The sequence below is a fragment of the Achromobacter sp. 1011791174 genome (assembly GCF_059760925.1).
On record NZ_JCBANH010000018.1, the window covers coordinates 20,075 to 46,045 of the forward strand.

General features: G+C 70.0%; 25 protein-coding genes. 10 read left to right on the forward strand and 15 right to left on the reverse strand.

The window, feature by feature from the left end:
- Window positions 1-53: 53 nt before the first annotated feature.
- From nirK to AC6LJ5_RS09105, 3 genes are all read left to right on the forward strand, one after another.
- Window positions 54-1,136, forward strand: coding sequence for a copper-containing nitrite reductase (nirK, locus tag AC6LJ5_RS09095; protein WP_103273882.1), 1,083 nt, complete (start codon window positions 54-56; stop codon window positions 1,134-1,136).
- Window positions 1,137-1,176: 40 nt separating this feature from the next.
- A complete protein-coding gene (locus AC6LJ5_RS09100) occupies window positions 1,177-1,506 on the forward strand; it encodes a c-type cytochrome (protein ID WP_103273881.1) in 330 nt (109 codons plus the stop codon).
- Between the two features lie 121 nt (window positions 1,507-1,627).
- Window positions 1,628-2,251 (forward strand): LysE family translocator, encoded by a 624-nt coding sequence (locus tag AC6LJ5_RS09105; protein WP_103273880.1) that lies wholly within the window; start codon window positions 1,628-1,630, stop codon window positions 2,249-2,251.
- 15 nt (window positions 2,252-2,266) lie between these two features.
- Here the strand turns inward: AC6LJ5_RS09105 and aceE are convergent, their stop codons facing one another.
- Window positions 2,267-4,930 carry a pyruvate dehydrogenase (acetyl-transferring), homodimeric type gene (aceE, locus tag AC6LJ5_RS09110; RefSeq protein ID WP_103273879.1) on the reverse strand — a complete coding sequence of 888 codons (2,664 nt, stop codon included), beginning with the start codon at window positions 4,928-4,930 and terminating at the stop codon, window positions 2,267-2,269.
- A gap of 270 nt (window positions 4,931-5,200) precedes the next feature.
- Here aceE and AC6LJ5_RS09115 point away from each other — a divergent pair, with 270 nt between their 5' ends.
- On the forward strand, window positions 5,201-5,659 hold the full coding sequence (locus AC6LJ5_RS09115) for a MarR family winged helix-turn-helix transcriptional regulator (RefSeq protein WP_498140302.1): 459 nt from the start codon (window positions 5,201-5,203) through the stop codon (window positions 5,657-5,659).
- Window positions 5,660-5,686: 27 nt separating this feature from the next.
- On the opposite strand, the gene AC6LJ5_RS09120 is transcribed toward AC6LJ5_RS09115, so the two are convergent.
- Window positions 5,687-6,397 (reverse strand): Crp/Fnr family transcriptional regulator, encoded by a 711-nt coding sequence (locus AC6LJ5_RS09120; RefSeq protein WP_498140303.1) that lies wholly within the window; start codon window positions 6,395-6,397, stop codon window positions 5,687-5,689.
- A gap of 223 nt (window positions 6,398-6,620) precedes the next feature.
- Here AC6LJ5_RS09120 and AC6LJ5_RS09125 point away from each other — a divergent pair, with 223 nt between their 5' ends.
- Window positions 6,621-8,288, forward strand: a complete 1,668-nt coding sequence (locus AC6LJ5_RS09125; RefSeq protein WP_498140304.1) for an acyl-CoA synthetase — start codon at window positions 6,621-6,623, stop codon at window positions 8,286-8,288.
- 37 nt (window positions 8,289-8,325) lie between these two features.
- Complete coding sequence (locus AC6LJ5_RS09130) at window positions 8,326-10,095, forward strand: acyl-CoA dehydrogenase (protein WP_498140305.1); 1,770 nt, start codon at window positions 8,326-8,328, stop codon at window positions 10,093-10,095.
- 57 nt (window positions 10,096-10,152) lie between these two features.
- On the opposite strand, the gene AC6LJ5_RS09135 is transcribed toward AC6LJ5_RS09130, so the two are convergent.
- Entirely contained in the window at window positions 10,153-11,355 is a 1,203-nt protein-coding gene (locus AC6LJ5_RS09135) for an MFS transporter (protein ID WP_498140306.1), read from the reverse strand.
- 185 nt (window positions 11,356-11,540) lie between these two features.
- Here AC6LJ5_RS09135 and AC6LJ5_RS09140 point away from each other — a divergent pair, with 185 nt between their 5' ends.
- Window positions 11,541-11,993, forward strand: a complete 453-nt coding sequence (locus AC6LJ5_RS09140) for a winged helix-turn-helix transcriptional regulator (protein ID WP_103273873.1) — start codon at window positions 11,541-11,543, stop codon at window positions 11,991-11,993.
- Window positions 11,994-12,030: 37 nt separating this feature from the next.
- Here the strand turns inward: AC6LJ5_RS09140 and AC6LJ5_RS09145 are convergent, their stop codons facing one another.
- The 4 genes from AC6LJ5_RS09145 to AC6LJ5_RS09160 all read right to left on the reverse strand — a co-directional run bounded on the left by AC6LJ5_RS09145 (window position 12,031) and on the right by AC6LJ5_RS09160 (window position 15,714).
- Window positions 12,031-13,017, reverse strand: a complete 987-nt coding sequence (locus tag AC6LJ5_RS09145; RefSeq protein ID WP_498140307.1) for a pyridoxamine 5'-phosphate oxidase family protein — start codon at window positions 13,015-13,017, stop codon at window positions 12,031-12,033.
- A gap of 18 nt (window positions 13,018-13,035) precedes the next feature.
- On the reverse strand, window positions 13,036-13,668 hold the full coding sequence (locus tag AC6LJ5_RS09150) for a glutathione S-transferase family protein (RefSeq protein ID WP_498140308.1): 633 nt from the start codon (window positions 13,666-13,668) through the stop codon (window positions 13,036-13,038).
- A 153-nt stretch (window positions 13,669-13,821) separates the two neighbouring features.
- Window positions 13,822-14,727: a LysR substrate-binding domain-containing protein gene (locus AC6LJ5_RS09155; RefSeq protein ID WP_392413599.1), complete on the reverse strand. Its 906-nt coding sequence runs from the start codon at window positions 14,725-14,727 to the stop codon at window positions 13,822-13,824.
- 87 nt (window positions 14,728-14,814) lie between these two features.
- Window positions 14,815-15,714, reverse strand: a complete 900-nt coding sequence (locus AC6LJ5_RS09160) for a LysR substrate-binding domain-containing protein (protein ID WP_103273869.1) — start codon at window positions 15,712-15,714, stop codon at window positions 14,815-14,817.
- Window positions 15,715-15,846: 132 nt separating this feature from the next.
- Between AC6LJ5_RS09160 and AC6LJ5_RS09165 the strand changes: the two genes are divergently transcribed.
- Complete coding sequence (locus tag AC6LJ5_RS09165) at window positions 15,847-16,509, forward strand: flavodoxin family protein (protein WP_498140309.1); 663 nt, start codon at window positions 15,847-15,849, stop codon at window positions 16,507-16,509.
- Here AC6LJ5_RS09165 and AC6LJ5_RS09170 read toward each other — a convergent pair.
- From AC6LJ5_RS09170 to AC6LJ5_RS09205, 8 genes are all read right to left on the reverse strand, one after another.
- Window positions 16,418-17,425 carry an alpha/beta hydrolase family protein gene (locus tag AC6LJ5_RS09170; RefSeq protein WP_498140310.1) on the reverse strand — a complete coding sequence of 336 codons (1,008 nt, stop codon included), beginning with the start codon at window positions 17,423-17,425 and terminating at the stop codon, window positions 16,418-16,420. The two genes, AC6LJ5_RS09165 and AC6LJ5_RS09170, sit on opposite strands and share 92 nt — an antisense overlap.
- A gap of 130 nt (window positions 17,426-17,555) precedes the next feature.
- A complete protein-coding gene (locus tag AC6LJ5_RS09175; protein ID WP_103273867.1) occupies window positions 17,556-18,365 on the reverse strand; it encodes a helix-turn-helix transcriptional regulator in 810 nt (269 codons plus the stop codon).
- 44 nt (window positions 18,366-18,409) lie between these two features.
- Window positions 18,410-19,375 carry a proline dehydrogenase family protein gene (locus AC6LJ5_RS09180; RefSeq protein WP_498140311.1) on the reverse strand — a complete coding sequence of 322 codons (966 nt, stop codon included), beginning with the start codon at window positions 19,373-19,375 and terminating at the stop codon, window positions 18,410-18,412.
- A 135-nt stretch (window positions 19,376-19,510) separates the two neighbouring features.
- Window positions 19,511-20,425, reverse strand: coding sequence for a DMT family transporter (locus AC6LJ5_RS09185; RefSeq protein WP_103273865.1), 915 nt, complete (start codon window positions 20,423-20,425; stop codon window positions 19,511-19,513).
- A 170-nt stretch (window positions 20,426-20,595) separates the two neighbouring features.
- Window positions 20,596-21,843 carry a D-amino acid dehydrogenase gene (locus AC6LJ5_RS09190; protein WP_498140312.1) on the reverse strand — a complete coding sequence of 416 codons (1,248 nt, stop codon included), beginning with the start codon at window positions 21,841-21,843 and terminating at the stop codon, window positions 20,596-20,598.
- A gap of 185 nt (window positions 21,844-22,028) precedes the next feature.
- Window positions 22,029-22,466, reverse strand: coding sequence for an Rrf2 family transcriptional regulator (locus tag AC6LJ5_RS09195; protein WP_103273863.1), 438 nt, complete (start codon window positions 22,464-22,466; stop codon window positions 22,029-22,031).
- A gap of 61 nt (window positions 22,467-22,527) precedes the next feature.
- Entirely contained in the window at window positions 22,528-23,760 is a 1,233-nt protein-coding gene (gene hmpA, locus AC6LJ5_RS09200) for an NO-inducible flavohemoprotein (RefSeq protein WP_103273862.1), read from the reverse strand.
- 151 nt (window positions 23,761-23,911) lie between these two features.
- The gene (locus AC6LJ5_RS09205) at window positions 23,912-24,301 is read right to left on the reverse strand and encodes a tautomerase family protein (RefSeq protein WP_103273861.1); all 390 of its coding nucleotides are present in this window, start codon (window positions 24,299-24,301) and stop codon (window positions 23,912-23,914) included.
- 87 nt (window positions 24,302-24,388) lie between these two features.
- Here AC6LJ5_RS09205 and AC6LJ5_RS09210 point away from each other — a divergent pair, with 87 nt between their 5' ends.
- A complete protein-coding gene (locus AC6LJ5_RS09210; protein ID WP_103273860.1) occupies window positions 24,389-25,246 on the forward strand; it encodes a LysR family transcriptional regulator in 858 nt (285 codons plus the stop codon).
- A 105-nt stretch (window positions 25,247-25,351) separates the two neighbouring features.
- Window positions 25,352-25,810 (forward strand): GatB/YqeY domain-containing protein, encoded by a 459-nt coding sequence (locus AC6LJ5_RS09215; protein ID WP_103273859.1) that lies wholly within the window; start codon window positions 25,352-25,354, stop codon window positions 25,808-25,810.
- Window positions 25,811-25,971 lie beyond the last annotated feature (161 nt).

A 25,971-nucleotide genomic window follows, 5' to 3' on the forward strand; every position in this document is an offset into this window, starting at 1 on the left:
ATGAAAGCGCCGGCTCGAACGGCTGTTGAGGAAACCGAAAACAGGAGTTGCACATGAAAGTCTTCCGCCCCACTTTGCTTGCCGCGGCCCTGATCGTCACGCTGCCCGCCAGCCTGGCGCATGCCCAGAACGCCGACCAGCTGCCCCGCGCCAAGGTCGCCCTGGTCGCCCCGCCGCAAGTCCACCCGCATGAGCAGGTGGCCAAAGGCGGCCCCAAGGTAGTCGAGTTCACCATGACCATCGAGGAAAAGAAGATGGTGATCGACGACAAGGGCACCACGCTGCAGGCCATGACCTTTGACGGCTCCATGCCCGGCCCCACGCTGGTGGTGCACGAGGGCGACTATGTGGAACTGACCCTGGTCAACCCCGCCACCAACGCCATGCCGCACAACGTCGACTTCCACGCCGCCACCGGCGCGCTGGGCGGCGCCAAGCTGACCAACGTCAACCCCGGCGAACAGGCCACGCTGCGCTTCAAGGCCGATCGCAGCGGCACCTTCGTCTACCACTGCGCGCCCGAGGGCATGGTGCCCTGGCACGTCGTGTCCGGCATGAGCGGCACGCTGATGGTGCTGCCGCGCGACGGCCTGAAGGATCCCGACGGCAAGCCGCTGCGCTACGACCGCGTCTACACCATCGGCGAGTTCGACCTCTACATCCCCAAGGACGAAAAGGGCAAATACAAGGACTACAAGACCCTGGCCGAAAGCTATGGCGACACGGTGGAAGTCATGCGCAAGCTGACGCCGTCCCACATCGTCTTCAACGGCAAGGTCGGCGCGCTGACCGGCGCCAACGCGCTCACGGCCAAGGTCGGCGAGACCGTGCTGCTGATCCATTCGCAGGCCAACCGCGACACGCGCCCGCATCTGATCGGCGGCCACGGCGACTGGGTCTGGGAAACCGGCAAGTTCGGCAACCCGCCGCAAAAGAACCTGGAAACCTGGTTCATCCGCGGCGGCTCGGCGGGCGCGGCGCTCTATACCTTCAAGCAGCCGGGCGTGTACGCCTACCTGAACCACAACCTGATCGAGGCCTTCGAGCTGGGCGCGGCCGGGCACATCAAGGTCGAGGGCAAGTGGAACGACGATCTGATGAAGCAGATCAAGGCGCCCGGCCCGATCCCGCGCTGAGCCGCGCCCGCCCCGCAACCGCCCTTCGAGGACCGATGCCATGACCCAAGCAGCAAGACTCGTCCTGTTGGCCGTGCTGGCCGCCCTGCCCGTGGCGTCGGCCCGGGCGGACGCCACTGCACAGACCGTCAACCCCGCGGGTGAAAAACTCTACAAGTCCGCTTGTGTGGTGTGCCACGCGTCCGGCGTGGCCAATGCGCCCAAGCTGGGAGACCGCCAGGTCTGGGCGCCCTACGCCGCCCGGGGCGCCGACGCGCTGCTGGCCACGGTGCTCACGGGCAAGGGCGCCATGCCGCCGCGCGGCGGCTCCTCGGCGGACGAGGCGACCCTGCGCGCGGCCGTGGAGTACATGCTAAGCTCGGCGCGCTGATCCCGCACAGGCGCGGACGCCCGGGCGGCGGCCTTTCCCGGCGGGGCCTGAACCGCGTTGCGGGCCTGCGCCCGCCGCCCTGACCACGAACCCTCGTGGTCGCCTTCCCGGAGTCCCCGTCATGCCTCTCGAAACCTGGCTGGCCTTCCTGGGCGCCTCGGCCCTGCTGCTGGTGCTGCCCGGCCCCACCATCCTCACCGTCATCAGCTATTCCATCACGCACGGCCGGCGCGCCCGCCTGCCGCTGGTGCTGGCCGTGGCGCTGGGCGATTCCACCGCGCTGCTTTTGTCTCTGGTCGGCCTGGGCGCGCTGCTGTCGGCCTCGGCGTTCTGGTTCACCGTGGTCAAGACCGTGGGCGGTCTGTACCTGCTGTACCTGGGCTTCAAGCTGCTGCGCGCCGGCGTGGCGCCGGCCACGCTGCCCCAGGCGGGCGAGGCGGGATCGCGCTGGAAGCTCTTTGCCAACACCTATCTGGTGACGGCGCTGAATCCCAAGGGCATCATCTTCTTCGTCGCCTTCCTGCCGCAGTTCATCGACCCGGCCGGCGACACGGTGCGCCAGATGTGGATCCTGTCGGCCACCTTCGTGACCTGCGCCGGCCTGAACGCCGCCGCCTACGCGCTGTTCGCCGGCCAGGCGCGCCGCCTGCTGGCCTCGCCGCGCGCGCAGCGCGGCTTCAACCTGGGCGGCGGCGCGCTGCTGTCGGCCGCCGGCGTCTGGGCGCTGCTGGCGCGGCGGGCCTGAGGCCCGCCGTACCCGTCAGGGCAAGGCCGCCGACACGGCCTCGGGATCGATGCCGTAGCGCTGGATGGCGTCCGCCGCCAGCTCCCTCGGCACCACGCCGTCGTCGGCCAGCGCCTTCAGGGCCGCCAGCGCGATGTGGTGGCGGTCCACCTCGAAGAACGCGCGCAGCGCCTGGCGCGTGTCCGAGCGGCCAAAGCCGTCGGTGCCCAGCGTGACGTAGCGCCGCCCCGCCGTGAAGGGGCGGATCTGCTCGGCGACCGTCTTCATGTAGTCGGTCGCCGCCACCACCGGCCCCTGGGTCGCGGCCAGGCAGGTTTCGGCATGGCCGCGCCGCGCGTCCTGCAACGGATGCAGGCGGCTCCAGCGTTCGCATTCCTGGCCCTCGCGCCGCAGCTCGGTGTAGCTGGTGACGCTCCAGACATCGGCCTGCACGCCGAAGTCCTGCGCCAGCAGGTCGGCCGCCGCCATCGCCTCGCGCAGGATCGCGCCGCTGCCCAGCAGCTGCACCCGCGTCTCGCCCGACCCGCCCTCGCGCACACGATGCATGCCCTTCAGGATGCCTTCCTCGGCGCCTTCTGGCATGGCCGGGTGCTCGGTCTTTTCGTTGATCAGGGTCAGGTAGTAGAAGACGTCTTCCTGTTCCTGGTACATGCGCCGCATACCGTCCTGCACGATCACCGCGATCTCGTAGGCATAGGCCGGGTCGTAGGCGCGGCACGACGGGATCACCGAGGCCAGCACGTGGCTGTGGCCGTCGTCGTGCTGCAGGCCCTCGCCTTCCAGCGTGGTGCGGCCCGAGGTCGCGCCCAGGAGGAAACCGCGCGCGCGGATGTCGCCGGCGGCCCAGGCCAGATCGCCCACGCGCTGGAAGCCGAACATCGAATAGAAGATGTAGAACGGGATCGTCGCCAGCCCATGCGTGCTGTGCGCCGTGGCGGCCGCGATCCAGGATGCCATGGCGCCGGACTCGTTGATGCCTTCCTGCAGGATCTGCCCCTGGCGGTCCTCGCGGTAGACATTGAGCTGGTCGGCGTCCTGCGGCGTGTACAGCTGGCCCACGTGCGAATAGATGCCGACCTGGCGGAACATGGCGTCCATGCCGAAGGTGCGCGATTCGTCGGGCACGATGGGCACCACGCGCTTGCCGATGCCGGGATCCTTCAGCAGCTGGCCCAGCAGCCGCACGAAGGCCAGCGTGGTCGAGAACTCGCGGCCCTCGCTGCTCTTGAGCAACGAGGCGAAGGCCTCCAGCGGCGGCGTGGCCAGCGGGCCGGGGCCGGCCGGACGGCGCGGCAGATGGCCGCCCGCGCGCTGGATGGCCGCGTCGAAATAGGCCTGCTCGGCGCTGCCCGGCGCCGGCTTGATGTACGGAATCTGCTCCAGCTGATCGTCGGGCACCGGGATGGAGAAGCGGTCGCGGAACGCGCGCACGGCCGGATCCGCCATCTTCTTCTGCTGGTGGTTGGTGTTGGCCGCCTCGCCGGCCGCGCCCATGCCGTAGCCCTTGACCGTCTTGGCCAGGATGACGGTGGGCCTGCCGGTGTGGCGCAGCGCGGCCGCATAGGCCGCGTATACCTTGGCCGGATCGTGGCCGCCGCGATGCAGCGCGCCGATCTGCTCGTCGCTCAGGTGCGCCACGCGCTCCAGCAGCACCGGATCCGCGCCGAAGAAATGCTCGCGCACATAGGCGCCGCCGCGCGCCTTGAACACCTGGTACTCGCCGTCCACGCATTCCATCATGCGGCGGCGCAGGCGACCGTCATGGTCCTGGGCCAGCAGCGCGTCCCAGTCGCCGCCCCAGACCACCTTGATCACGTTCCAGCCGGCGCCCCGATACACGCTTTCCAGCTCCTGCATGATCTTGGCGTTGCCGCGCACCGGACCGTCCAGGCGCTGCAGGTTGCAATTGACCACGAAGATCAGGTTGTCGAGCTTCTCGCGGCCGGCCATGGCCACGGCGGCCAGCGTCTCGGGCTGGTCCTGCTCGCCGTCGCCCAGGAATCCCCAGACCTTGCGGCCCTGCGCGGGAATCAGCTCGCGGTCTTCCAGGTAGCGCATGTAGCGCGCCTGGTAGGCGGCCATCAGCGGGCCCAGGCCCATCGACACGGTAGGGAACTGCCAGAAGCCCGGCATGGTGCGCGGGTGCGGGTACGACGCCAGCCCGCCGCCGCCGATCTCGCGGCGGAAGCGGTCCAGCTCGTCTTCCGACAAGCGGCCTTCCAGGTAGGCGCGCGCGTAGATGCCGGGCGCCGAATGGCCCTGGATGTACAGCATGTCGCCCAGGAACTCGGGCGTGGCGGCGCGGAAGAAATGGCGGTAGCCGGTTTCATACAGCGTGGTCGCCGACGCATAGGTGGCGATGTGCCCGCCCACGCCCGAGGTCTTGCCGGCGCGCAGCACCATGGCCATGGCGTTCCAGCGCAGATAGGCGTCCAGCCGCAGCTCCAGGCTGGTGTCGCCGGGGAAGGCATCCTGGGCCGAGACCGGAATCGTGTTGATGTAGGGCGTGGTGTTGGGCGCGGCGTAGCGGCCCGCGCCAGCGCGGTCCTGGTCGATCAGCTGATCCAGCAGGTAGTGCGCGCGCGGCCGGCCTTCGTGCGCGACCACGGCCTGCATCGCGTCCAGCCATTCGCGGGTTTCCTGGGGATCGAGGTCCGTGGGTTCCAGCGGCATGTCCATGTGTGTCCTCCATGTCGGGCGCGAGCAAGGCGCCGGACCGGGTCCGTCATCGCCATTTCGCATTGTGAATTGCAATTGCATTATGTGCAATTGCAATCGTAGGAGGACTTCCAAACAATTGCAAGTGCAATTATTTAACGACTGGAATCCGACGCGCGGGCACGCGCTGCCCTATACGCGCGATGCGCGCATGCGAATGCGGCGCCAATGCATCGCCGCCTTTACAATCCGGGCTGCACATTCCCATCGATGAATCAAGGAGCCGACCGCATGGCCACAGGCAAGCCCGATGCCTGGAGCCTCTTCCTGACCGCGCATGCGCTGGTGGTGGAAGAGATAGAAAAGCGACTGTCCGCCGCGGACCTGCCGCCGCTGGCCTGGTACGACGCGCTGTGGGCGCTGGAACGCGCGCCGGAAGGCACGGCGCGCATGTACGAAATGGCCGAGCGCATGGTGATCGCGCGCTACAACCTGACGCGCCTGATGGATCGCATCGAGGCCGCCGGCCTGGTCGAGCGCTTCCGCTCGGAAGAAGACCGCCGCGCCACCTACGCGCGGCTCACGCCCAAGGGCCGCGCGCTGCGCCGCGAGATGTGGAAGGTATACGGACCGGCCATCGATGAGCTGTTCCTGTCGCAGCTGCCCGAATCGCAGCAGGACGCCATGGCCGAGCAATTCCGCCATATCGCGCGCCATGTGCGGGCGCTGTCGCGCTCAAAGGCCGGCTGAGCGCCGGCGCCCTGCCCCGGCGTCCCCCTACAACTGATCCAGCCCGTAGCGCCGCAGCCGGTCCAGGTCCAGCACCTTGATCTGGTTATAGGCCAGCGCCAGCACGCCCTGGTCGGTCAGCGCCTGCAATGCCTGGTTCACGCGCTGGCGCGACAGGCCGGTCAGATAGCCCAGCTCTTCCTGCGAGATCGCCAGCGTCAGATCGGTGGACGGATACAGCTGCGGATTGAACAGCTGCGCCAGCGACTGCGCCACGCGCGCGTCGGCGTCCAGCAGCCGGTGGTTCTGGATCGACGCGATGAATTCGCCCATGCGGTCGTTCAGCTGGCTGATGACGAAATGCGAGAACGGCAGGCTGGCCGCCAGCAGCGCGTGAAACGTGGCGGCCGGCACCAGCATGACCAGCGAAGGCTGGATCGCCACCACGTCGTACTTGCGCAGCTCGCGCTTGATCACGCTGCCCTCCCCGAACCAGCCGCCGCGCGGCACGCCGGAGAACGTGCAGCTGCGGCCCGACTCGTTATAGATGGCGAGCTTCAACAGCCCGCTGTGCACGCCCAGCCAGTGATCCGACGGCGCGTTGCGCCGCGCGATCCAGGCGCCCCCCTGCACATGCTCGGCGCGCGACGTGGCCAGCACCAGCTGCCGGTGCGCGGGGTCGAGCGCGCCGAACCAGGCGCAATTCCCGAAGAGCCTTGCAAGTTCTTCAGGGGAAACAATGTTTGAAACATCGGACATGGGAAGAACCGTGTAAAACTGGAGGTTTCCGCGCCGGCGGGCAGTCTGTCATGCAGGTGACAGACGCCATTTTCCGGCGGCCGATAAGCTAGGGCAAGGCGGATCCTGTGATCGCCGTCAAACGACGACCGCGATCATCCTCCGACAATGCCGACAAACCAGCGCCAGAAAAAGGCGCAACGCTGACAAGCGCGGCCAGCCGCGCCGGAAGGAGACACAAGCAATGAGCAGCATGTACGACCATGGGCTGGGCCGTCGCGACGCCAACTACGAGGCGCTCACGCCGGTGGACTTCATCGCCCGCGCGGCCGAAGTGTACGGCGACCGGCTCGCCGTGGTCCACGGCAAGGTGCGCCGCAACTGGCGCCAGACCTACGAGCGCGCGCAGCGCCTTGCAGGCGCGCTGGCGCAGGCCGGCATCAAGCGCGGCGACACCGTGGCCGTCATGCTGCCCAACATCCCGGCCATGGTCGAGGCGCACTTCGGCGTGCCCATGCTGGGCGCCGTGCTCAACACACTGAACACGCGGCTGGACACGCCCAGCGTGCTGTTCATGCTGGGCCATGGCGAGGCCCGCGCCCTCATCATCGACACCGAGTACGCCGAGCTGGCGCAGCGCGCCCGCGCCGAATTCCCGCACCTGGCCGTGATCTCGGTGCACGACCTGGACGGCGCGCCCGCCGCCCTGCCCGGCGCGACCGATTACGAAGCCTTCCTGGCCGCCGCGCCCGCCACGTTCGACTGGCAGCCGCCGGCCGACGAGTGGGACGCCATCGCGCTGAACTACACGTCCGGCACCACCGGCGATCCCAAGGGCGTGGTCTATCACTATCGCGGCGCCTATCTGAACGCCGTCAGCAACATCCTTGAATGGGACATGCCCAAGCATCCGGTCTACCTCTGGACGCTGCCGCTGTTCCACTGCAACGGCTGGTGCTTCGCCTGGACCGTGGCCGCGCGCGCCGGCGTCAACGTCTGCCTGCGCAAGTTCGATCCCAAGACCGTGTTCGACCTGATCCGCGCCGAAGGCGTGACGCACTACTGCGGCGCGCCCATCGTGCAGAGCGCGCTGGCCAACGCGCCGGCCGAGCTGCGCGCCGACATCACGCACACGGTCCGCACCATGGTCGCCGGCGCCGCGCCCGCGCCCGCCGTGATCGCCAAGATGAAGGAAATCGGCTTCGAGCTGACCCACGTCTACGGCCTGACCGAGGTCTACGGCCCGGCCGCCGTCTGTGCCCGCCAGGCATCCTGGGACGCGCTGGAAGACGAAGAGCGCGCCCTGCTCAACGCGCGCCAGGGCGTGCGCTATCACCTGCAGGCCGGCGTGTCGGTGCGCGATCCCGAAACCATGCTCGAAGTCCCGGCCGACGAGCAGACCGTGGGCGAGATCATGTTCCGCGGCAACATCTGCATGAAGGGCTACCTGAAGAACGAGCGCGCCACCGAAGACGCCTTCGCCGGCGGCTGGTTCCACACCGGCGACCTGGGCGTGATGACGCCCGACGGCTACATCCGCATCAAGGACCGCAGCAAGGACATCATCATCTCCGGCGGCGAGAACATCTCCAGCATCGAGGTCGAGGACGCGCTCTACCGCCACCCCTCGGTGGCCGCCGTGGCCGTGGTCGCGATGCCCGATCCCAAGTGGGGCGAGACGCCCTGCGCCTTCGTCGAGCTCAAACCCGGCTGCAGCGCCACCGCCGAGGAAATCATCGCGCACTGCAAGCTGCTGCTGCCCGGCTTCAAGGTGCCGCGCGCGGTGCGCTTCGGCGAGCTGCCCAAGACCTCCACCGGCAAGATCCAGAAATTCGAACTGCGCGCGGCCGTGGGCGCCACCAGCGCCATCGACCTGTCCGGCCCCGCCGCCGATCCCAGCAAGTCCGCCTGATTCCAACGACAACCACATATCCAGGAGTTCCGACGCCATGCCGTACCAAGCCCCCGTCAAAGACATGCTGTTCGTGCTCAACCACCTGGCGGGCCTGCCCGCCGTGGCGGCCCTGCCCGGCTTCGAGGAAGCCACGCCCGACACCGCCCAGGCGGTGCTGGAGGAAGCCGCGCACTTCGCCGGCGAGGTGCTGGCCCCGCTGAACCAGCCCGCCGACCGCGAGCCCGGCGCCTGGCGCGATGGCGCCGTCACCACCGCGCCCGGCTTCAAGCAGGCCTTCCGCCAGTACGCCGAGGCCGGCTGGCAGGGCATGAACCACCCCGCCGAATACGGCGGCCAGGGCCTGCCCGGCCTGCTGGGCGCGGCCACCTCGGAAATGCTGAACGCCGCCAACCTGTCGTTCTCGCTGTGTCCGCTGCTGACCAACGGCGCCATCGAGGCGCTGCTGACCGCCGGCTCGGCCGAGCTGCGCGAGCGCTACATCGGCCCGATGATCTCCGGCAAGTGGACTGGCACCATGAACCTGACCGAGCCGCAGGCCGGCTCGGACCTGGCCCTGCTGCGCTCGCGCGCCGAACCGCAAGGCGACGGCAGCTACCGCATCTCCGGCACCAAGATCTTCATCACCTACGGCGAGCATGATCTGGCCGAGAACATCATCCACCTGGTGCTGGCCCGCCTGCCCGACGCGCCCGAGGGCGTGAAGGGCATCTCGCTGTTCCTGGTGCCGAAGTTCCTGGTCAACGCCGACGGCTCGCTGGGCCAGCGCAACGACGTGCACTGCGTGTCCATCGAGCACAAGCTCGGCATCAAGGCCAGCCCCACCGCCACGCTGCAATTCGGCGACGCCGGCGGCGCCGTGGGCTACCTGATCGGCCAGGAGAACCGTGGCCTGGACGCCATGTTCATCATGATGAACGCCGCGCGCTTCGCCGTCGGCATGCAGGGCGTGGCCGTGTCCGACCGCGCCTACCAGCATGCGCTGGCCTATGCCGCCGAACGCGTGCAGAGCCGTCCGGTGGATGGCTCGTCGCGCGAGGCCGTGACCATCATCCACCACCCGGATGTGCGCCGCATCCTGGGCACCATGCGCGCCGTCACCGAGGCCGGCCGCGCGCTGGCCTACTACACGGCCGGCCACGCCGACCTGGCGCACGCTTCGCCCGACGAGAAGGCCCGCGCGCGCCATCTGGCGGTGCAGGAATACCTGGTGCCCATCGTCAAGGGCTGGTGCACCGAGATGTCGATCGAGGTCACCAGCCTGGGGGTGCAGGTGCACGGCGGCATGGGCTTCATCGAGGAGACCGGCGCCGCGCAGTTCTACCGCGACGCGCGCATCCTGGCCATCTACGAAGGCACCACCGCGATCCAGGCCAACGACCTGGTGGGCCGCAAGACGCTGCGCGACGGCGGCGCCGTGGCGCGCTGGCTGCTGGACCAGGTTCGCCAGACCGAGGATGCGCTGCTGGCCCGCAACGATCCGGCCGCCACCCGCGTGGCCGGCCCGCTCAAGGCGGCCCGCGAGGCGCTGTCCAGCGCCGTGGACTACGTGCTGGCCAACGCGGCCGGCAAGACCAACGCCGTGTTCGCCGCGGCCGTGCCCTACCTGATGCTGGCCGGCACCACGCTGGCCGGCTGGCAGATGGCGCGCGCGCTGCTGGCCAGCCTGGACCTCAAGCAGGAAGATCCCGAGTTCCACGCCGCCAAGATCGCCACGGCGCAGGCTTATGCGCTGCACAAGCTGACCCAGGCGCCGGGGCTGGCCGCCGTGGTGCTCGGCTCGGGCGAGTACGAAGTACAGCCCTGACCGGGACGGACCCAGGCTGGCCGCGATCCACGGGCGGCCAGCCTGATCGCTCCCGCATCAACCCGCGGCGTTCTGGCACTGCCCCTCACGCGGCTTCGCGGCCACGCCGCGCGGCAGCGTCGCCAGCCAGAACAACAGCGCCGCCGCGCTGAAGCCCGCGCCCAGCGCGCACACGCCCGGCCAGCCGGCATGCGCGTACACCGTCGTGGCCGCGATCGCGCCCAGGCCGCTGCCAGCCGCGTAGAACAGCATGTAGGCGCCGACCAGCCGGCTGTGCGCCTGCGCGCCGATGCTGAAGATCATGGCCTGGTTGGTCACGTGCAGCGCCTGCAGCGCCACGTCCAGCAGCAGCACGCCCAGCGCCAGCGCCCACAGGCTCCAGTCCAGCAGCGCCAGCGGGATCCACGACAGGCACAGCAGCACGAGGCCCGCGCCCGTGGTGCGCTGGCCCTGCCCGCCATCGGCCAGCCGGCCGGCGCGCGCCGCCATCAGCACGCCGGCCACGCCCACCAGCCCGAACGCGCCGATGGCGGTGTGGCTCAATGCGTGCGGCGGCGCCGACAGCGGCAGCACCAGCGCGGTCCAGAACACGCTGACGGCGGCGAACATCAGCAGCGCGATCATGCCGCGCACCCGCAGCACCGGCTCGGTCAGCACCAGCGTATACATGGAGCGCAGCAAGGCCCCATAGCCCATGCCGGCCGACGGCAGCCGGCGGCGCGGCAGGCCCAGCGCCAGCGCCACGGCCAGCAGCGCGGACAGCGCCGCCGACATCAGATAGACCGCGCGCCAGCCCCACAGATCGGCCAGCGCGCCGGACAAGGTGCGCGCCAGCAGCAGGCCGATCACCACCCCGCCCTGGGCCGCGCCGACCACGCGGCCGCGCTCGCCGGGCGCGGCCAGCGCCGCCGACAGCGCCAGCAGACCCTGCGCCATGGCCGTGCCCAGCAATCCCAGCGCGGCCATGCCCGCCAGCAGCCAGCCGGCCCCCGACGCGGTGGCCACCGCCGCCAGGGCCAGCATCAGCAACACCAGCTGGCCGATCATCAGGCGCCGCCGGTCCAGCAGGTCGCCCAGCGGCACCACCAGCAGCAACGCCACGGCGCAGCCGATCTGCGTGGCGGTCACCACCATGCCCACCGCCGCCTCGTCCAGCCCGAACTCACGGCCCATCGCGTCCAGCAAGGGCTGCGCGTAATACACGTTGGCCACGCTGAGCGCGCAAGCCACGGCCAGCAACAGCACCCGCCAGCCGGGCATGGGACTGGCGCTTTCCGCTTGGGACGGGGCTTGGACTTGGGATCGATCCGGGGATGGCATGGTGGGCCTTTAAGGTTTCATAACGAAACCAGAATGCTATGCCTCATGGTTTTATAATGCAACCACTAAATCCGTCAGCGACGGGCCCGAACCCGGGCCCGCGTTTTCCCGCGAGGATCCGGCACATGGTCAAACGCACCAGTTTCGAAGAAGCCGCCTGCCCGGTGGCCCGCTCGCTAGACGCTATCGGCGACGGGTGGTCGCTGCTGATCGTGCGCGACGCCTTCGACGGACTGCGCCGCTTCGGCGAGTTCCAGAAGAACCTGGGCATGGCCAAGAACATCCTCAGCGACCGCCTGCGCACGCTGACGGCGCACGGCATCCTGGAGGCCGCGCCGGCCTCGGACGGCAGCGCCTACCAGGAATACGTGCTCACCGAGAAAGGACGCGGCCTGTTCCCCGTGATCGTGGGCCTGCGGCAATGGGGCGAGGACCACTACTACGGTCCGCGGGAAGCGCACTCGGAACTGATCGACCGCAAGCGCGGCCAGCCGGTGCGCCGGCTGGAGATCCACGCGCAGGACGGCCGCCGCCTGGAGCCGGACGACACCGTCGTGCGCAAGGTGGCGCAGGGCTGAAGCCGCCCGCCGCCGCGCCGCCCGAACGCGCCGTCCGCTACAACGCCGCCGGCCACTGCCCCGTTGCCAGTGACGTGGGCGCGTAGTCGCCGAAACGCCAGCGCAGGGCCAGCGCGCCAGGCCGCCGCACCGCCCGCCGCGCCCGCACGCGCCACAGCCGCTCGGCGCCTTCGAAGCTCGCCACCTCCGGTCCCTCCAGCACCAGCTCCGTGGGGCCGCTGAGCTGCAAGGTATCGCCGCGTTCGAAGTCGATGAACAGCAGGCCCGCGCGCGGATTGGCTGCCAGATTGCCCAGCGTGTTGAAGTAACGGTTGCCGGAGAAGTCAGGGATCGTCAGCACGTCGCCGTCGACCCGCACGAAGCCCGGCCGCCCGCCGCGATGCGATATGTCCACCTGGCGTCCGCCCTCGGGCGTGTCCGCGTAGCTGGCCACGAAGAACGTGTCCGACCGTCGGATCAACGCGGCGGCCGCGGCGTCCAGCCCCGCCGATTCCCGCGCGCCGCCGGCGAAGCGCAGGCCGGGCGCGCGCGAAAAATGCCATTCGCGCGTCTGGATGTACTGCGGACAGTTGCCGAAGGACTGCCCCACCGTCACCTCGAAACGCTTGCCGTCCCAGGCCGACACCAGGCCATTGACGCGGTTGCGCCTGCGCGTCTGAAGCTCGATGCCGAGCAAGCCCAGCGCCTTGCCCGGCCCCAGTCCCGCCGCCAGGGGATCATCGGCGTCCGGCATGGCCGCCACGCGCAGCACCCTGGGGTCGGGCGACCAGGCGAAGCCCGGCTCGCCTTCCAGCGCGCCGGCCCAGGGGTCGCCCGCCGGATCCACCGCCCCGGCCAGCAGCAGCGGCAGCTGCGCGTAGAAGTCGCGGTGCTGATCGGGCATGTAGTCGCGCAGCACCTTGGGGCCGATCTGCGCCATGCGCGCGGCCACGCCCACGTGCTCCTGCAGCAGGCGCTCGCCGGCGTGCCAGGGCGAAGCCGGCATCTCGACCGGGGCGGGAGCGGGCTGGATTACGGTAGTCATTGACGGAGCCTCGTGCGCTCAGGCGGCCCGCAGGCCGACGTGGGAAAAGGCCATGGGCACGAAGCCCGGCAGCGCCTCGACCCGCGCCAGCCAGGCGCGGACGCGCGGATAGTCCTGCAGCGACACGTTGCCCTCGGGCGCCAGCGCCACATAGGCGTAGCAGGCCACGTCGGCGATGGTGGCGGCTTCCCCGGCCAGCCAGTCGCGGCGATCCAGCTCGGTGTCCATCACGGCCAGCAGCGCATGGGTGCGCGCCTGCGCCGCGCCGCCGGGATCGGGCACGCCGAACAGCGTGGCCAGCCGCGCCGCGTTCGGTCCCGAGGCCAGCTGTCCGGCAGCCACCGAGAGCCAGCGCTGCACGGCGGCGGCGCCCAGCGCATCCTCGGGCAACCAGCGGGCCTGGCCCTGGTAGCGCTTGGCCAGATAGACCAGGATCGCGTTGGAATCGGCGATCACCGCGCCCTCGTCCTCCAGCACCGGCACCTGACCGAAGGCGTTCAGCGCCAGGAACGGCGGCTGCTTGTGCTCGCCGCCGCGCAGATCGACATCGACGCGGCGATACGGCAGGCCGAGCAGCGACAGCAGCAGCGTGACGCGGTGCGCATGGCCGGACAAGGGAAAGGAATAAAGCGTGATGGCGGGTTCGGACATGGCCGGCCTCTGGAAACGGGAACAGGCAACCATGTTGAACCCGCGAGGCGCCGGCGGGAATGACCGGCGGCGGCAAGACTGTCTTGCACGGCGTGAAAGAAACGGCGGACGAAACAGGAAATGCGCCGCCGTCGTGGCGGCGCCGGTCGCGCGTCAAGCGGGCAGCAAGGCCAGATCGCGCCGCAATGCCTGGACGCAGAAATCGACGAAGCTGCGCACCTTGGCCGACCCGCGCCGCCCTTCCGGATGCACCACGTGCACCGGCACCGGCGGCAGCTCGTAGTCGCGCAGCACCACGCGCAGCGCGCCGCTGGCCAGGTGCGGCGCCACCTGATAGGACATCACCTGCGTCAGGCCCCAGTCCTGGCGCGCGGCCAGCACCGCCGCCTGGAACGAGGTGACGGTCAGCTGCGAATCCACGTCCACGCGGCGGGGTTGCCCGTCCTGCAGGAAGCGCCATTGCGGCCCCCTGCCCTCCATGGCCGCGGTGATGGTGCAGTAGCGCGTCAGCGCGTCTGGGTCTTGCGGCACGCCGTGACGCTCCAGGAAGGCCGGCGAGGCGCAGACCACGCGCCGCACGTGCCCAACCGGCACCGCCGTCAGCGTCGAATCCGGCAAGGCGCCGATGCGCACCGCCACGTCCACGCCCTCGTCCAGCAGATTGACGACGCGGTCCACCAGCAGCGTGCGCAGCGAGACCTGTGGATGCGCGCGCAGATAGTCCATGACCACCGGCATCACGTGCAGCTCGCCGAACAGCGCCGGCGCGGTCAGGCTGAGCGCGCCGCGCGGCGCGGCCATGACGCCGGCAGCCGCGTCGTCGGCCTGTTCAACCTCTTCCAGGATGCGGCGGCAATCATCCGCGTAGCGTTGGCCGGCCTCGGTCAGCCGAAGGCTGCGCGTGGTGCGCAACAGCAGCAGCACGCCCAGCCGCCGCTCCAGCGCGGCCACGCTGCGCGTGACCGAGGGCGCCGACATCCGCAGCCGGCGCGCGGCGGCCGCGAAGCTCTGCGCCTCGGCCACCGCCAGGAACACGGTCATTTCTTGGAATCGGTTCACGGTCCGCGTTCTCCGGTTGCGGGCGCGGCCCGGATGGCGAGCGGCGCGTAAGCAATGCCCGACATGATAGCCGCGCGCGCGCCCGGCTCAGGCCTCGAATTCGCGCGCCAGCCAGTCCAGGAAGGCGCGCACCGGCGGATGCCGTTCGCGCCCCGGCGCGCACAGCGCGGTATAGGCCGCGCCCGGCACACGGACCTCGGGCCGCAGCGGCGCCAGCGCCCCCAGGCGGACGCTGTCGGACACCATGACCGAGCTGGCCAGCACCAGGCCCTGCCCGGCGATGGCCGCCTGCAGCGCGTAGTGTTCTTCCTCGTAGGCATGGATGGCGGCGGGCTTGCGCCAGCGCGGCAGGCCGGCCGCCTCGCACCATTGCCGCCAGCCCTCGTCATACAGCCGCGAATCGCGCCAGCGCACCGTGACCAGCGCGGGCGCTTCCCGGCCGGCGCGCGCCCCGCCCAGCCTCGCGGCCAGGGCCGGCGCGCCGTACACGCCGAAGGACTCGGGCAGCGAGCAGGCCGCCACCAGCGCCGGATAGCGCTTCTGGCTATAGCGGATGGCCACGTCCACGCTGGCGTCCTGCAGCAGGTCCACGGGCCGCGCATTGGCGTCTAGCCGAAGCTGGTATTGCGGGTATGCCTGATGGAAACGCCCCAATCGCGGCACCAGCCACAGCGCGGCGAAGGAATGCGTGGTGGAGACCGTCAACGCGCCCGCATCCGGCGCCGGCCGCAGCGCGTCCAGCGTCTGCGCGATATCCAGCAGCGCGCCATGCACGCCGGCGAACAGGCTCGCGCCCCTCTCGGTCAGGCGCACGCCGCGCGGCACGCGCTCGAACAGCGCGACGCCCACGCGCTGTTCGAGCGCCTTGACCTGGTGCGACACGGCCGTGGGCGTGACCGCCAGCTCCGCCGCCGCGAGCTTGAAGCTGCGCAGCCGCGCGGCCGATTCGAAGGTGCGCAGCGCGGTCACGGGCAGGTTGGCGAACATGGCTAAGGCAAGCCTTACAGATGATTTTTTCTCATCTTAAAGCAGGATTCCTCATTTGTCCGGCTCCGCCAGAAGACCCTAAATTCCATCCTGAAAGCGGCGCCTTCGCCGTTCATGAACAAGGACCACAACATGAATACAGATCATCAATCCAACCGCCTGCTCATCCTGGTGGGCAGCCCCCGCCGCGACGGCAACAGCGCCGCGCTGGCCGAAGCCGCCCGGCGCGGCGCCGAGACCGCCGGCATCTCGGCCGAACTGCTGTTCCTGGACGACCACATCAAGCATTTCCTGACGGACCTGCGGCATGCGCCGGCGCCGGACGACGGCTACGACGAACTGTTCCTGCGCCACTTCCTGCCGGCGCGCGGCGTGCTGTTCTGCACCCCCATCTACTGGTACGGCATGTCGGCGCAGACCAAGGCGTTCTTCGACCGCTCGTTCAGCCACTACGCAGGCTCGGGCAACGGCCCGGAAGACGTGAAGACCCGCATGCAGGGCAAGCGGCTGGGGCTGGCCGTGGCGTCCGAGGAAACCTATCCGGGCGCGGCGCTGGGCATCGTGCACCAGATCCAGGAATTCGCGCGCTACACGCATTCGGACTTCGTCGGCTTCGTGCATGGCGCCGGCAACAGCCGGGGCGAGATCGCGGCCGATCCGCGCCAGCCGCTGCTCGCCGCGCAGGCGCTGGGCGCCGAATTCTTCACGCGCAAATACTCGGACTACCGGATAGAGACGCCGCGCAGTCACACCGTATGGGAGTCGCCGGCAGCGGCGCCCACTGCCCGCGCGTGAGCCAGCCCAGCGCGATCGGCCAGAGCGTGTCGCGGAAGCGCTCGTGGAAGAAGGCGAAATGGCCGATCGACGCCAGGCCCATCGACGCCGGCGAAAGCCGCAGATGGGTGCGGGCGCTGCCGCTGTAATAGGCCAGCAGCCGGTCGATGGCGGCCTCGGTGCCGAACTCGTCGTCCGTCACGCTCAGCGCCAGGATCGGCGCCGTCACCGCCGCCATGGTGGCCACGCGCGGATCCGTGCCGGCGGCCGGCGCGCCGCGCGCCTCGAAGCGCGGCCCCATGAAACTCCAGTCGCGCACCACGCCGCGCGGCGTGTCCTCCAGCCAGCCCAGCCGCCGGCCGGGAAAATAGCCCAGGCAAGCGGTCAGGATTGGCATGGCCAGGTGCCATTTGGCCAGCATGCGCAGCCGGCGTTCCGGCGCGTAGTCGCGCCAGTAGGCGTACTGCGCCCCCATGGTGAAGATGCGCCGCAGGCGATGGCTGGACGGCGCCAGCCCGGTCACGAAACCGCCGATGCTGTGCGCGGCCACGTCCACCGGCTGGCCGGGAAACTCGCGCCGGGCATAGGTCAGCACCGCCTCGAAATCCTTCTGGCCCCAGTCCATCCAGGACGCCTGGAAGCCGCGCATCGACGCCGGCCGCGATTCGCCGATGCCGCGATAGTCGTAGGTCAGCACATCGAAGCCGTGGCCGTGCAGGTATTCGGCGAAGCGCGAGTAATAGCGGCAGCGCACCGAGGTCGCGGCGTTGATGATGACCAGGCCCGGTCCGCCGTCCCTGCCGCAGCCGTGGCCACCGCGCGCGGCGCCGGCGGGTTGCGCCACGCCGTCCCGCGCGCGCGGCGGATGGCGCCAGAGGAAACCGCCCAGCGCGGTCGCGTCGGCGGTCGGTATCGTGATGCGTTGCGGCTGGCTCATGGCATTCCTCAATATCAATCGAAAAAACAGGCATGCGCACATGCAGGTTCATTAGATATTGAGGAAATTCTCCTCTCAAGCGATTAATGGTTGTCCATTACATGACTATCAGGAATGCCATATCGGCCTTTCAGGGCAGCCGGACGGCAGCCGAGGCCTTGCGGAACACGCCCGGCGTGCTGCCGTAGACCTGCTTGAACACCCGCGTCATGTGAGCCTGATCGGCGAAGCCCACGGCATGCGCGGCGTCGGCCAGCGGCAGGCCGCCGCGCAGCAGTTCGCGCGCCCGCGCCACGCGCCAGTTGCGCAACCAGGCCTGCGGCGGCAGGCCGTAGCGGCGCGCGAACTGCTTGACCAGCGTGGTGCGGTGGCGGGCCTGCGCCCGGGCCAGCGCCTCCAGGTCCGGCGCGCAGGCCGGATCCTGCGCCATGCGCGCGCGCAGCTGGTCGCAGACATCCTCATCCTCGGACGCCATCGGCCCGGCGGCGCGCGCGTGCCCGCGCAGCAGCGCGAACAGCGCGGCCGAGATGCGCTCGGCCCGGCCCGCTTCGTCCATGTCTTGCGGCGCCAGCGCCGCCAGCCATTGCGCGCACAGCGCGGGATCGCGGATCACCGGACCGTCGAACGCCGCCGCCGCGCCCAGCAGCGCGCGCGCGTGGTCATCGAGCCAGGAAGGCTCCACGTAGAGCATGCGATAACCCAGTGGCGTCTCGGACGTGCCGCCGGTATGCACGTCGCCCGGCGCGATCACGACCAGATCGCCGGCCTGAGCCAGATGCGGTGCATCGCGCACGGTGAAGGCGCAGGCGCCATAGTCGATCGCGCCGATCGACCAGGCGTCATGGAAATGCGGCCCATAGCGATAGGCGCGCAGGTCGGTGATGAGCACGTCGCCGGGCAGGCCGGCGCCGCAATGCCAGATATGTTGGGAAACCGCCATCGATACAAGAACCGGATCCGGCCGTGTCGGCCGGGGCCGGTTTCCTAGCCCTGACCCGCCGCGTATCCATCCGAATTCAGGGATCGCGCCAACAGCCATGCGTTGCGGGGATGCTCCCCCACCCGGCGGATGGCATACGGCCACCAGTCGGCGCCGAACGGGAGATACACCCGCAGGTTATAGCCCATCGCGCGCAGGGCCAGCTGCCAGTCGGTGCGCACGCCGTACAGCATCTCGAACTCGAACTCGTCGGGCGCCCAGCCACGTTCGCGCGCCAGGGCCATGAGCGCGCCGGCCAGCCGATCGTCATGGGTGCCGAACACCGGCAGGAAACCCGCCGCGCGCGCCTGTGGCGACAGCATGATCGCGGCCGCCTCCAGATAGGCCACGTCGATGCGCGCGCGGCCGCGATGGTCCAGCGCGCGCACCGGGAAGGCCCCCTTGACCAGGCGCAGCGAGGTGCGCTGGCGCACCGCCCACTCCAGGTCCGGCAAGGTGCGCAGGCGCCGCGCCTGCAGCGTCAGGCCCGCCGGCAAGCCGTCGTCCAGCAGTTCCCGATGCAGCGCGCAGGTACGCTCGCGGATGCCGTCGTCCTCCATGTCCAGCACCACCCAGTCGCGCCCCCCGCCGGCGGCCCGCCGCGCCGCCGACGCGATGCGCCGCGCATTGTCGCGGCCCAGCGCGTCGCTGTGCGCGTAGCCGATGGCGGTGGGATCAATCGACACATGCACGTCCAGGCCCGCCGCCTCCAGCGCGCGGCAGGCGGCGACGGTCTGCCCGACGGTCTGTTCGATGATGGCGGGGTCGGCGACGTATTCACCCAGATAGAACAGCGAGGCGCGGATGCCGTGACGCTCGCGCAGGCGCGCGGCGGTCGCCGCCGCCTGCCCGGCCGTGGCGCCGCCGACAAAGCGGCTGGCCAGCGCGCTGCCGGCGGCGGTGGCCCGCATGAGGCGGCCGGCGCCGGGACTGCGCGCCAGCGCGATGGCGGCTTTCTGGAAGATGCTCATGGGCGCTCCTGTGCAAAAGAGCGCCACTGTGCGCGCGGGCCGGGCCGCTGTCTTGAACGCCCGTGCGGGCCCACCCGCACGCCGCGCGACGCGGGCCGCCCTGCGCGGGCCGCCCGCGATACCGCGCCGGCGAACTCAGGCCTTGCCGGCCGCCAGACCAGCGCCGGCGCCACGGCCGAACAGCGGACGCTGCACGGTCTGCGCCAGCAGCACGCCGGCCAGCGTCACCGCGCCGCCCAGCAGGTGGTAGCCATGCAGCTGCTCGCGCAGCAGCGCGAAGGCGGCCATGGCGGTGAACAGCGGCAGCAGGTTGATGAAGATGCTGCAACGGTTGGGGCCCAGCCGATGCACGCCTTCGATCCACAGGAAGGACAGCAGCACCGACGAGAAGATGCCGGCGTACAGGATCAGCGGCACGGTCTTCACGTCCAGCGCGGCCTGGGCGGCGGGCACCTTGAGAAACAGCGGCAGCATGTAGAGCAGCGCAAAGAACGATTGCACGAAAGTCGATTGCCAGGCCGGCAGCGGCACCTTCCAGTGACGCAGCAGCACGCCGTACAGCGCATAGGAAAACGCGGCCAGCAGCATCAGCCCGTCGCCCACGTGCACGCCGTTGTGGAACACGGCCAGCATGTCGCCCTGCCCCACCAGGTACAGCAGGCCCAGGAAGGACAGCACGCCGCCGACGGCCATGCCCAGGGTCAGCGGGTCGCGCAGCACCACCACGCTCAGCAGCATGCTGAGCAGCGGAATCAGCGCGGTCACGATCGCCATGTTGGTGGCGGTGGTGGTTTCGGCGGCGCGGTAGGACAGCGCCTGGAACAGCGCCGAGGACAGCGCGCCGTACAGCGCCAGCTTGGGCCAGTGGCGCAGGATGATCTTGCGGTTGCGCCAGGCCGGCACGGCGGTGAACAGGCCCATGATGGCCAGGGCCAGGACCAGCCGGTAGAAGGTGATGGCGGTGGGAGAGATGGCGCTGGCCGCCATCTTGGACACGATGACGTTGCCCGCCCAGAACAGGATGGCGAACAGGGGGAACAGATAGGACATGATGGGGCTCACCCGGAGAATGGGAATCGGTTTCCGCTTCGCCAGGCAAGCCCGGCGCAACGGAACCGCCATCCTATTGATGCGGGGTCGGCCCGTCTGCCGATGAAAAGGCAATCGCTATCGCAAAAAGGACATTCCCGTGCGGGCTGCCCCGTCGAGACGGCCAGGACTCAGGGCTGGAACGGCGCCGGATCCAGCGGCAGCTCCAGTCCGCCCATCTGCGCGCTCAGCAACGCCGCGCTGCCGCAGGCCAGCGTGAAGCCCAGCGCGCCCTGGCCGATGTTCAGCCACAGATTGTCGGCGGCGTGGCTGCGGCCGATCAGCGGCTTGCCCTTGGGCGTGGCCGGTCGCAGTCCGGCCCAGGGAATGGCCTGGCGCAGGTCCAGGCCGGGGAAGGCCTCGTGGACCTGGCGCTTGAGCAGCGCGATGCGTTCCGGGTCGATCTGCGCGTCGCCGCCGCCGATGTCCACCATCGCCGCGATGCGCAGCACGCCGCCCACGCGGGCGTACACGATGCGGCGTTCGTAGTCAGTGACGCTGATGGCGGGCGCCATGTGGTCGTCGTCGGCCAGCGGCACGGTAAGGCTGTAGCCCTTGAGCGGATAGAGCGGCACGTCGTGGCCCAGCGGCGAGAGCAGCGCGCGCGTGCCGATGCCGGTCGCCAGCACCACCGCGTCCGCGCCGATGTCGCCGTCGCGGCTCTGCACCGCCACGACGCGGCGGCCTTCCCGCTGCAGGCCCGAGACCGGATTGGACATCGCGCATTGCACGTTGGCCATGCCCTGCAGGCGGTCGAACAATGCCTCGGTGAACTGGCGGCAATCGCCCGCCTCTTCGCTGGGCGTATAGATCGCGCCCGCCAGGCTGGCGCCCATGCCGGCCAGGGCCGGCTCCAGCGCCAGGGTCTGGGCGGCGTCCAGCACCTGCTGGTCGGCGCCATGCGCGGCCTGGTAGGCGACCAGCGCGCGCGCCTTGTCCAGCAGCTCGGCGCTGCGGTAGGCGATGAGCTTGCCGTTCTTCAGATGGCCGAAATCCAGGTTCTCCTGGGCCAGCAGCGCGTGCATGGCGTCGCGGCTCAGGTAGGACAGGGTGAGCAGCTCGGCGGTCGAGGCGCGCGCCACCGAGGCGCGGCAGGCCAGCGCGAACTGCAGGCACCAGCGCCATTGATGCGGATCCAGCCTGGGCCGGAAGCGCAGCGGCGAGTCCGAGCGCAGCAGCCAGCCGGGCACGCTGGGCAGCACTCCCGGGCCGGCCAGCGGCGCGACGTAGCTGTAGCTGAGCTGGCCGCCGTTGGCGTAACTGGAAACTTCCGCAGGACGCGGCTGGCTGTCGACCAGCACCACGTCATGCCCCTGGCGCGCCAGGAAATAGGCCGAGGTGACGCCCACCACACCAGCGCCGATCACGCAAACCCGCATACCTTCATCCAAATAGACTGACACTGCGGCCTATTCTGGAGCGCCGGCCCGCCGGCGGCAAATGCCAATACCGGGCAGACCCATAACAAAAGATCATGTCCCAGGGTGAACGCGAGCCGGGCGCGGAACGTCGCGGCCAGCAGGCGCTGGCCGGCAGCGGCACGGCCGGCCAGGACAGCGATGGCTCAGGCCGCCCGATGCAGCCGGATGATGGCCGCGCCCGTCGGGTCGCGCACCAGATCGGCCAGCGTGTGGGCGTTGAGCCCGTCGAAGAAGGCCTGCATGGCCTGGGCCAGCACGCCGGACAGCCGGCAGGCGCCATCCAGCGCGCAGGGCGGCTCGCGGCAATCGATCAGCGGCCCCTGCTCTTCCAGCTCGCGCACCAGGTCGCCCAGCCGGTAGGCGGCAGGCGAATGCGCCAGGCACAGCCCGCCCCCCTTGCCCCGCGTGGTGACCACCCAGCCGCGCTGCGCCATGAAGTGCGCCACCTTGACCAGGTGGTTGCGGGACGCGCCGAAACGGTCCGCGATCTCCGGGATGGTCACCGCCGTCGGGCGGTCGCGGCACTGCGTCAGGTACATGAGCACCCGCAGTCCGAAGTCGGTGAAGCGGTTCAGTTGCATGGCGGCTGGAAGAGAAAGGACGGCGGCTCGGCGCAAGCCGGACCGCCAGGATACACCGCGTTCAGGCCGGCGCGCCGCCGCTGCCGAAGGCTTCGGCGTGAATGCGGTCGGCGCCCACGCCCAGCGCCAGCAGAGCCTCGCGCTGGGCGCGCATGAAGCCCGCGGGGCCGCACAGGTAGTAGTCCGCGCCCGGCAGGATGGCGGCGTCGCGGATGGCGCGCAGGTCGACGCGGCCGGCGTAGTCGTAGTCGCGGCCCGGCTCGTCCCCGCCGCCCACTTCCTCATAGAAGACCGCCTTGCGCACATTGCCTCGGCCGGCGGCGATGGTGTTGACGTGGTCGCGCATGGCGTGCGCGTCACGGTTGCGGCAGCCGTGCACGAAGCGGATCTGGCGCCCGTCGTCGGCCCGCACCAGGTGGTTCAGCATGGACACCATGGGCGTCAGGCCCACGCCGCCGCTCAGCAACACCACGGGCGCGCCGACGGCCTCGCGCAGCTGGAAATCGCCCTGCGGCGGCGCCACGTCCAGCACGCCGCCCACCTGCAGGCGATCATGCAGGGCGTTGGACACGCGGCCGGCCGGCGCGCCGGCCACGCCCGGCTCGCGCTTGACCGAGATGCGCAGCCGTCCCTGCCCCGGCGCGTCCGACAGGCTGTACTGGCGCGGCTGCATCAGGCCCAGTTCGGGCACGTAAAGGCGCACCGACACGTACTGGCCCGGCTGGTAGCCCGGCACCTGGCCACCATCGGCCGGCTCCAGGTAGAACGAGGTGATTTCGCTGCTTTCCGCCTCGCGCCGCGCGACGCGGAAGGCGCGCCAGCCGGTCCAGCCGCCGGGCTTGGCGGCGGAATCGGCATACAGCCGCGCCTCTTCGGCGATCAGCAGGTCCGCCAGCTGACCGTAGGCGGCGGCCCAGGCATCGACGAGTTCATCGGTGGCGGCCTCGCCCAGCACTTCGCGGATCGACGCCAGCAGATGCTTGCCGACGATGGGGTAATGCTCGGGGCGCACGCCCAGGCTGACGTGCTTGTGCACGATGCGCGTCACCACCGGCGCCAGCACCGACGGATCATCGATCTGCTCGGCATAGGCGGCCACCGCGCCGGCCAGCGCCTGCTGTTGCTCGCCGCCGGCCTGGTGTCCCTGGTTGAAGATGTGCTTGAGCTCGGGGTTGTGCTCGAACATGCGCGCGTAGAAGTGACGGGTCAGCGCGACGCCGTGCGTTTTCAGCACCGGGGCGGTGGCCTTGACCAGGGCGCGGACGGAGGGACTCAGGGCGGGGGAAAGGGACATCCAGGACTCCAGGGGCGCGAGAGGGCTCGCTTTTAAAGATGTATTAATAATACATCTTTAAAACAGCCTCCCGCAAACCCATGGCCGCCCTGCCCGCCCGGGCCTCGTCCGCCCATCCCGCGGGCGGGCGGACCGGCGCCGCGCGTGGGCCTTACGGGGATTCGGCGTATTGGGCCAGTCCATGGCCGAAGGACCAGTTCTCCTTGGCGACCTCGACGATGTTCACGAATACGTCCTCTCCCCGAAGGCCGGGGCTCTCGCCCAGCAATGCCGTGATCCGCCGGAACAGCGCCTTCTTCTGATCCAGGCCGCGTGTGTTGTTGGCGGTGATCTGGATGAACACCAGATCGTCGCTGCGCGCGATGTTCATATAGGTCGCGCCGTAGCGGAAGTTCGCCGCCTCGTGCTCCGTGATGGTCATGAACTGGTCGTCTTCCGGCACGTTGAAGGTTTCCCGCAGCGCGCGGTAAACGCCGTCGAACAGGGCCTGCCGGTAGGCTTCCGTTTTTCCGGCGCGCAAGGCGATGTGCACGAGTGGCATGGTGAATTCCTCGGTGGGTTGTAGACCCGATCCATACTAGTTATTCTTTTTCTTTATTCATACTTATATCAGTCATTAAGGCTCAAAATGAATGAGCGCTCGCTGGACCTGGACACCGTCAAGGCCTTCATCCGCATCGCCGAGCTGGGCAGCTTCACGCTGGCAGCGGATTCGCTGCGCATGACGCAGGCCGCGGTCAGCCTGAAGCTCAAGCGGCTCGAAGACCGGCTCGGTTTCCGGCTGGTCGAGCGCACGCCCCGCCATGTGGAGCTGTCGGCGCGCGGCGCCGGTTTTCTCGAACACGCCCGGGAACTCATGGCGGCGCATGAGCGCGCGCTCGCCCTGTCGGTCGAAACGCGGCAGCGCCTGACCATCGGCATCAGCGACCATGTGGCCGGCCCGGAGCTGCCCGCGCTGATCGCGCGCATGAACGCGCAGGATCCCGAACTCCTGATCGAAATCCGCATCGGCTCCTCGGGCGACCTGCTGCAAAGCTATGACCGGCGGGAGCTGGACACCGTGATCGCGCGCCTGCACGCCGGCCGCGACGACGGCACGGTGCTGGCCGAGGAACAGCTGGGCTGGTTCGCGGCGCCGCACTGGCAGCACCGCGCGGACGAGCCGCTGCCGCTGGCCACGCTCGCCGAACCCTGCGGCGTGCGCGCGCTGGCCGCCAAGCGGCTGGACGAGTCGGCGGTGCCGTGGCGCGAGGTCTTCGTCGGCGGCGGCGTGGCGGCAGTGGCGGCGGCCGTCATGGCCGGGCTGGGCGTGGCCGCGCTGGCGCCCCGCATGCTGCCGTTCGGCGCCGTCGACGTCGGCCCTCGGCTGCGACTGCCCGAGATGCCGCGCCTGCCGGTGCTGCTGCACACGCGCGCCAGGGGCGGCCGCCCCCAGCAGGCGCTCGCCGCGCTGTCGGCGGCGTTCCAGGGCGCGATACGCGGCTGATACGCCCGCACCCAGGCCGTGCGCCATACCCTTTGCCGCCGCAGTCCTGGCGCCGGCCCGGTTTACACTCACGGTTTCGTCGCAACACACCACAAAGGTTCATCCATGAGCACCGCTACGCTCAAGACCCGCCTCTCCGATTCCGTCAAGGAGGCCATGCGCGCCAAGGCATCCGAACGCCTGACCACGCTGCGTTTCCTGCTGGCCGCCGTCAAGCAGAAGGAAGTGGACGAACGCCGCGACCTGAACGACGCCGAGATCACCGCCATCATCGAAAAGCAGGTCAAGCAGCGCCGCGAGTCCATCGCCGCCTTCGAGCAGGCCGGCCGCACCGAGACCGCCGAGCAGGAAAAGGCCGAGCTGGCCGTGCTGCAGGAATTCCTGCCGCAGGCCGCCACGCCCGAGGAAGTGGCCGCCGCCATCGACGCCGCGCTGGCCGAAGTGGCCGCGCAGGGCGTCACCGGCGCGCCCGCGATGGGCAAGGTCATGGCGCTGCTCAAGCAGTCGCTGGCCGGCCGCGCCGACATGACGGCGCTGTCGCAGCAAGTGAAAAGTAGGTTGTAACCCCCCCGAAGCGCTACGCGCTTCCCCCCCAGGGGGGCGCCACTACGGACCGGCAAAGCCGGCTCCGTGTGGCCCCGATTGGGGGGCACCGTCTCAGCTTGGGGGCACCGTCTCAGGTTGGAAGCACTGCCCCAGGTTGGAGGGCACCGTCTCAGGTTGGG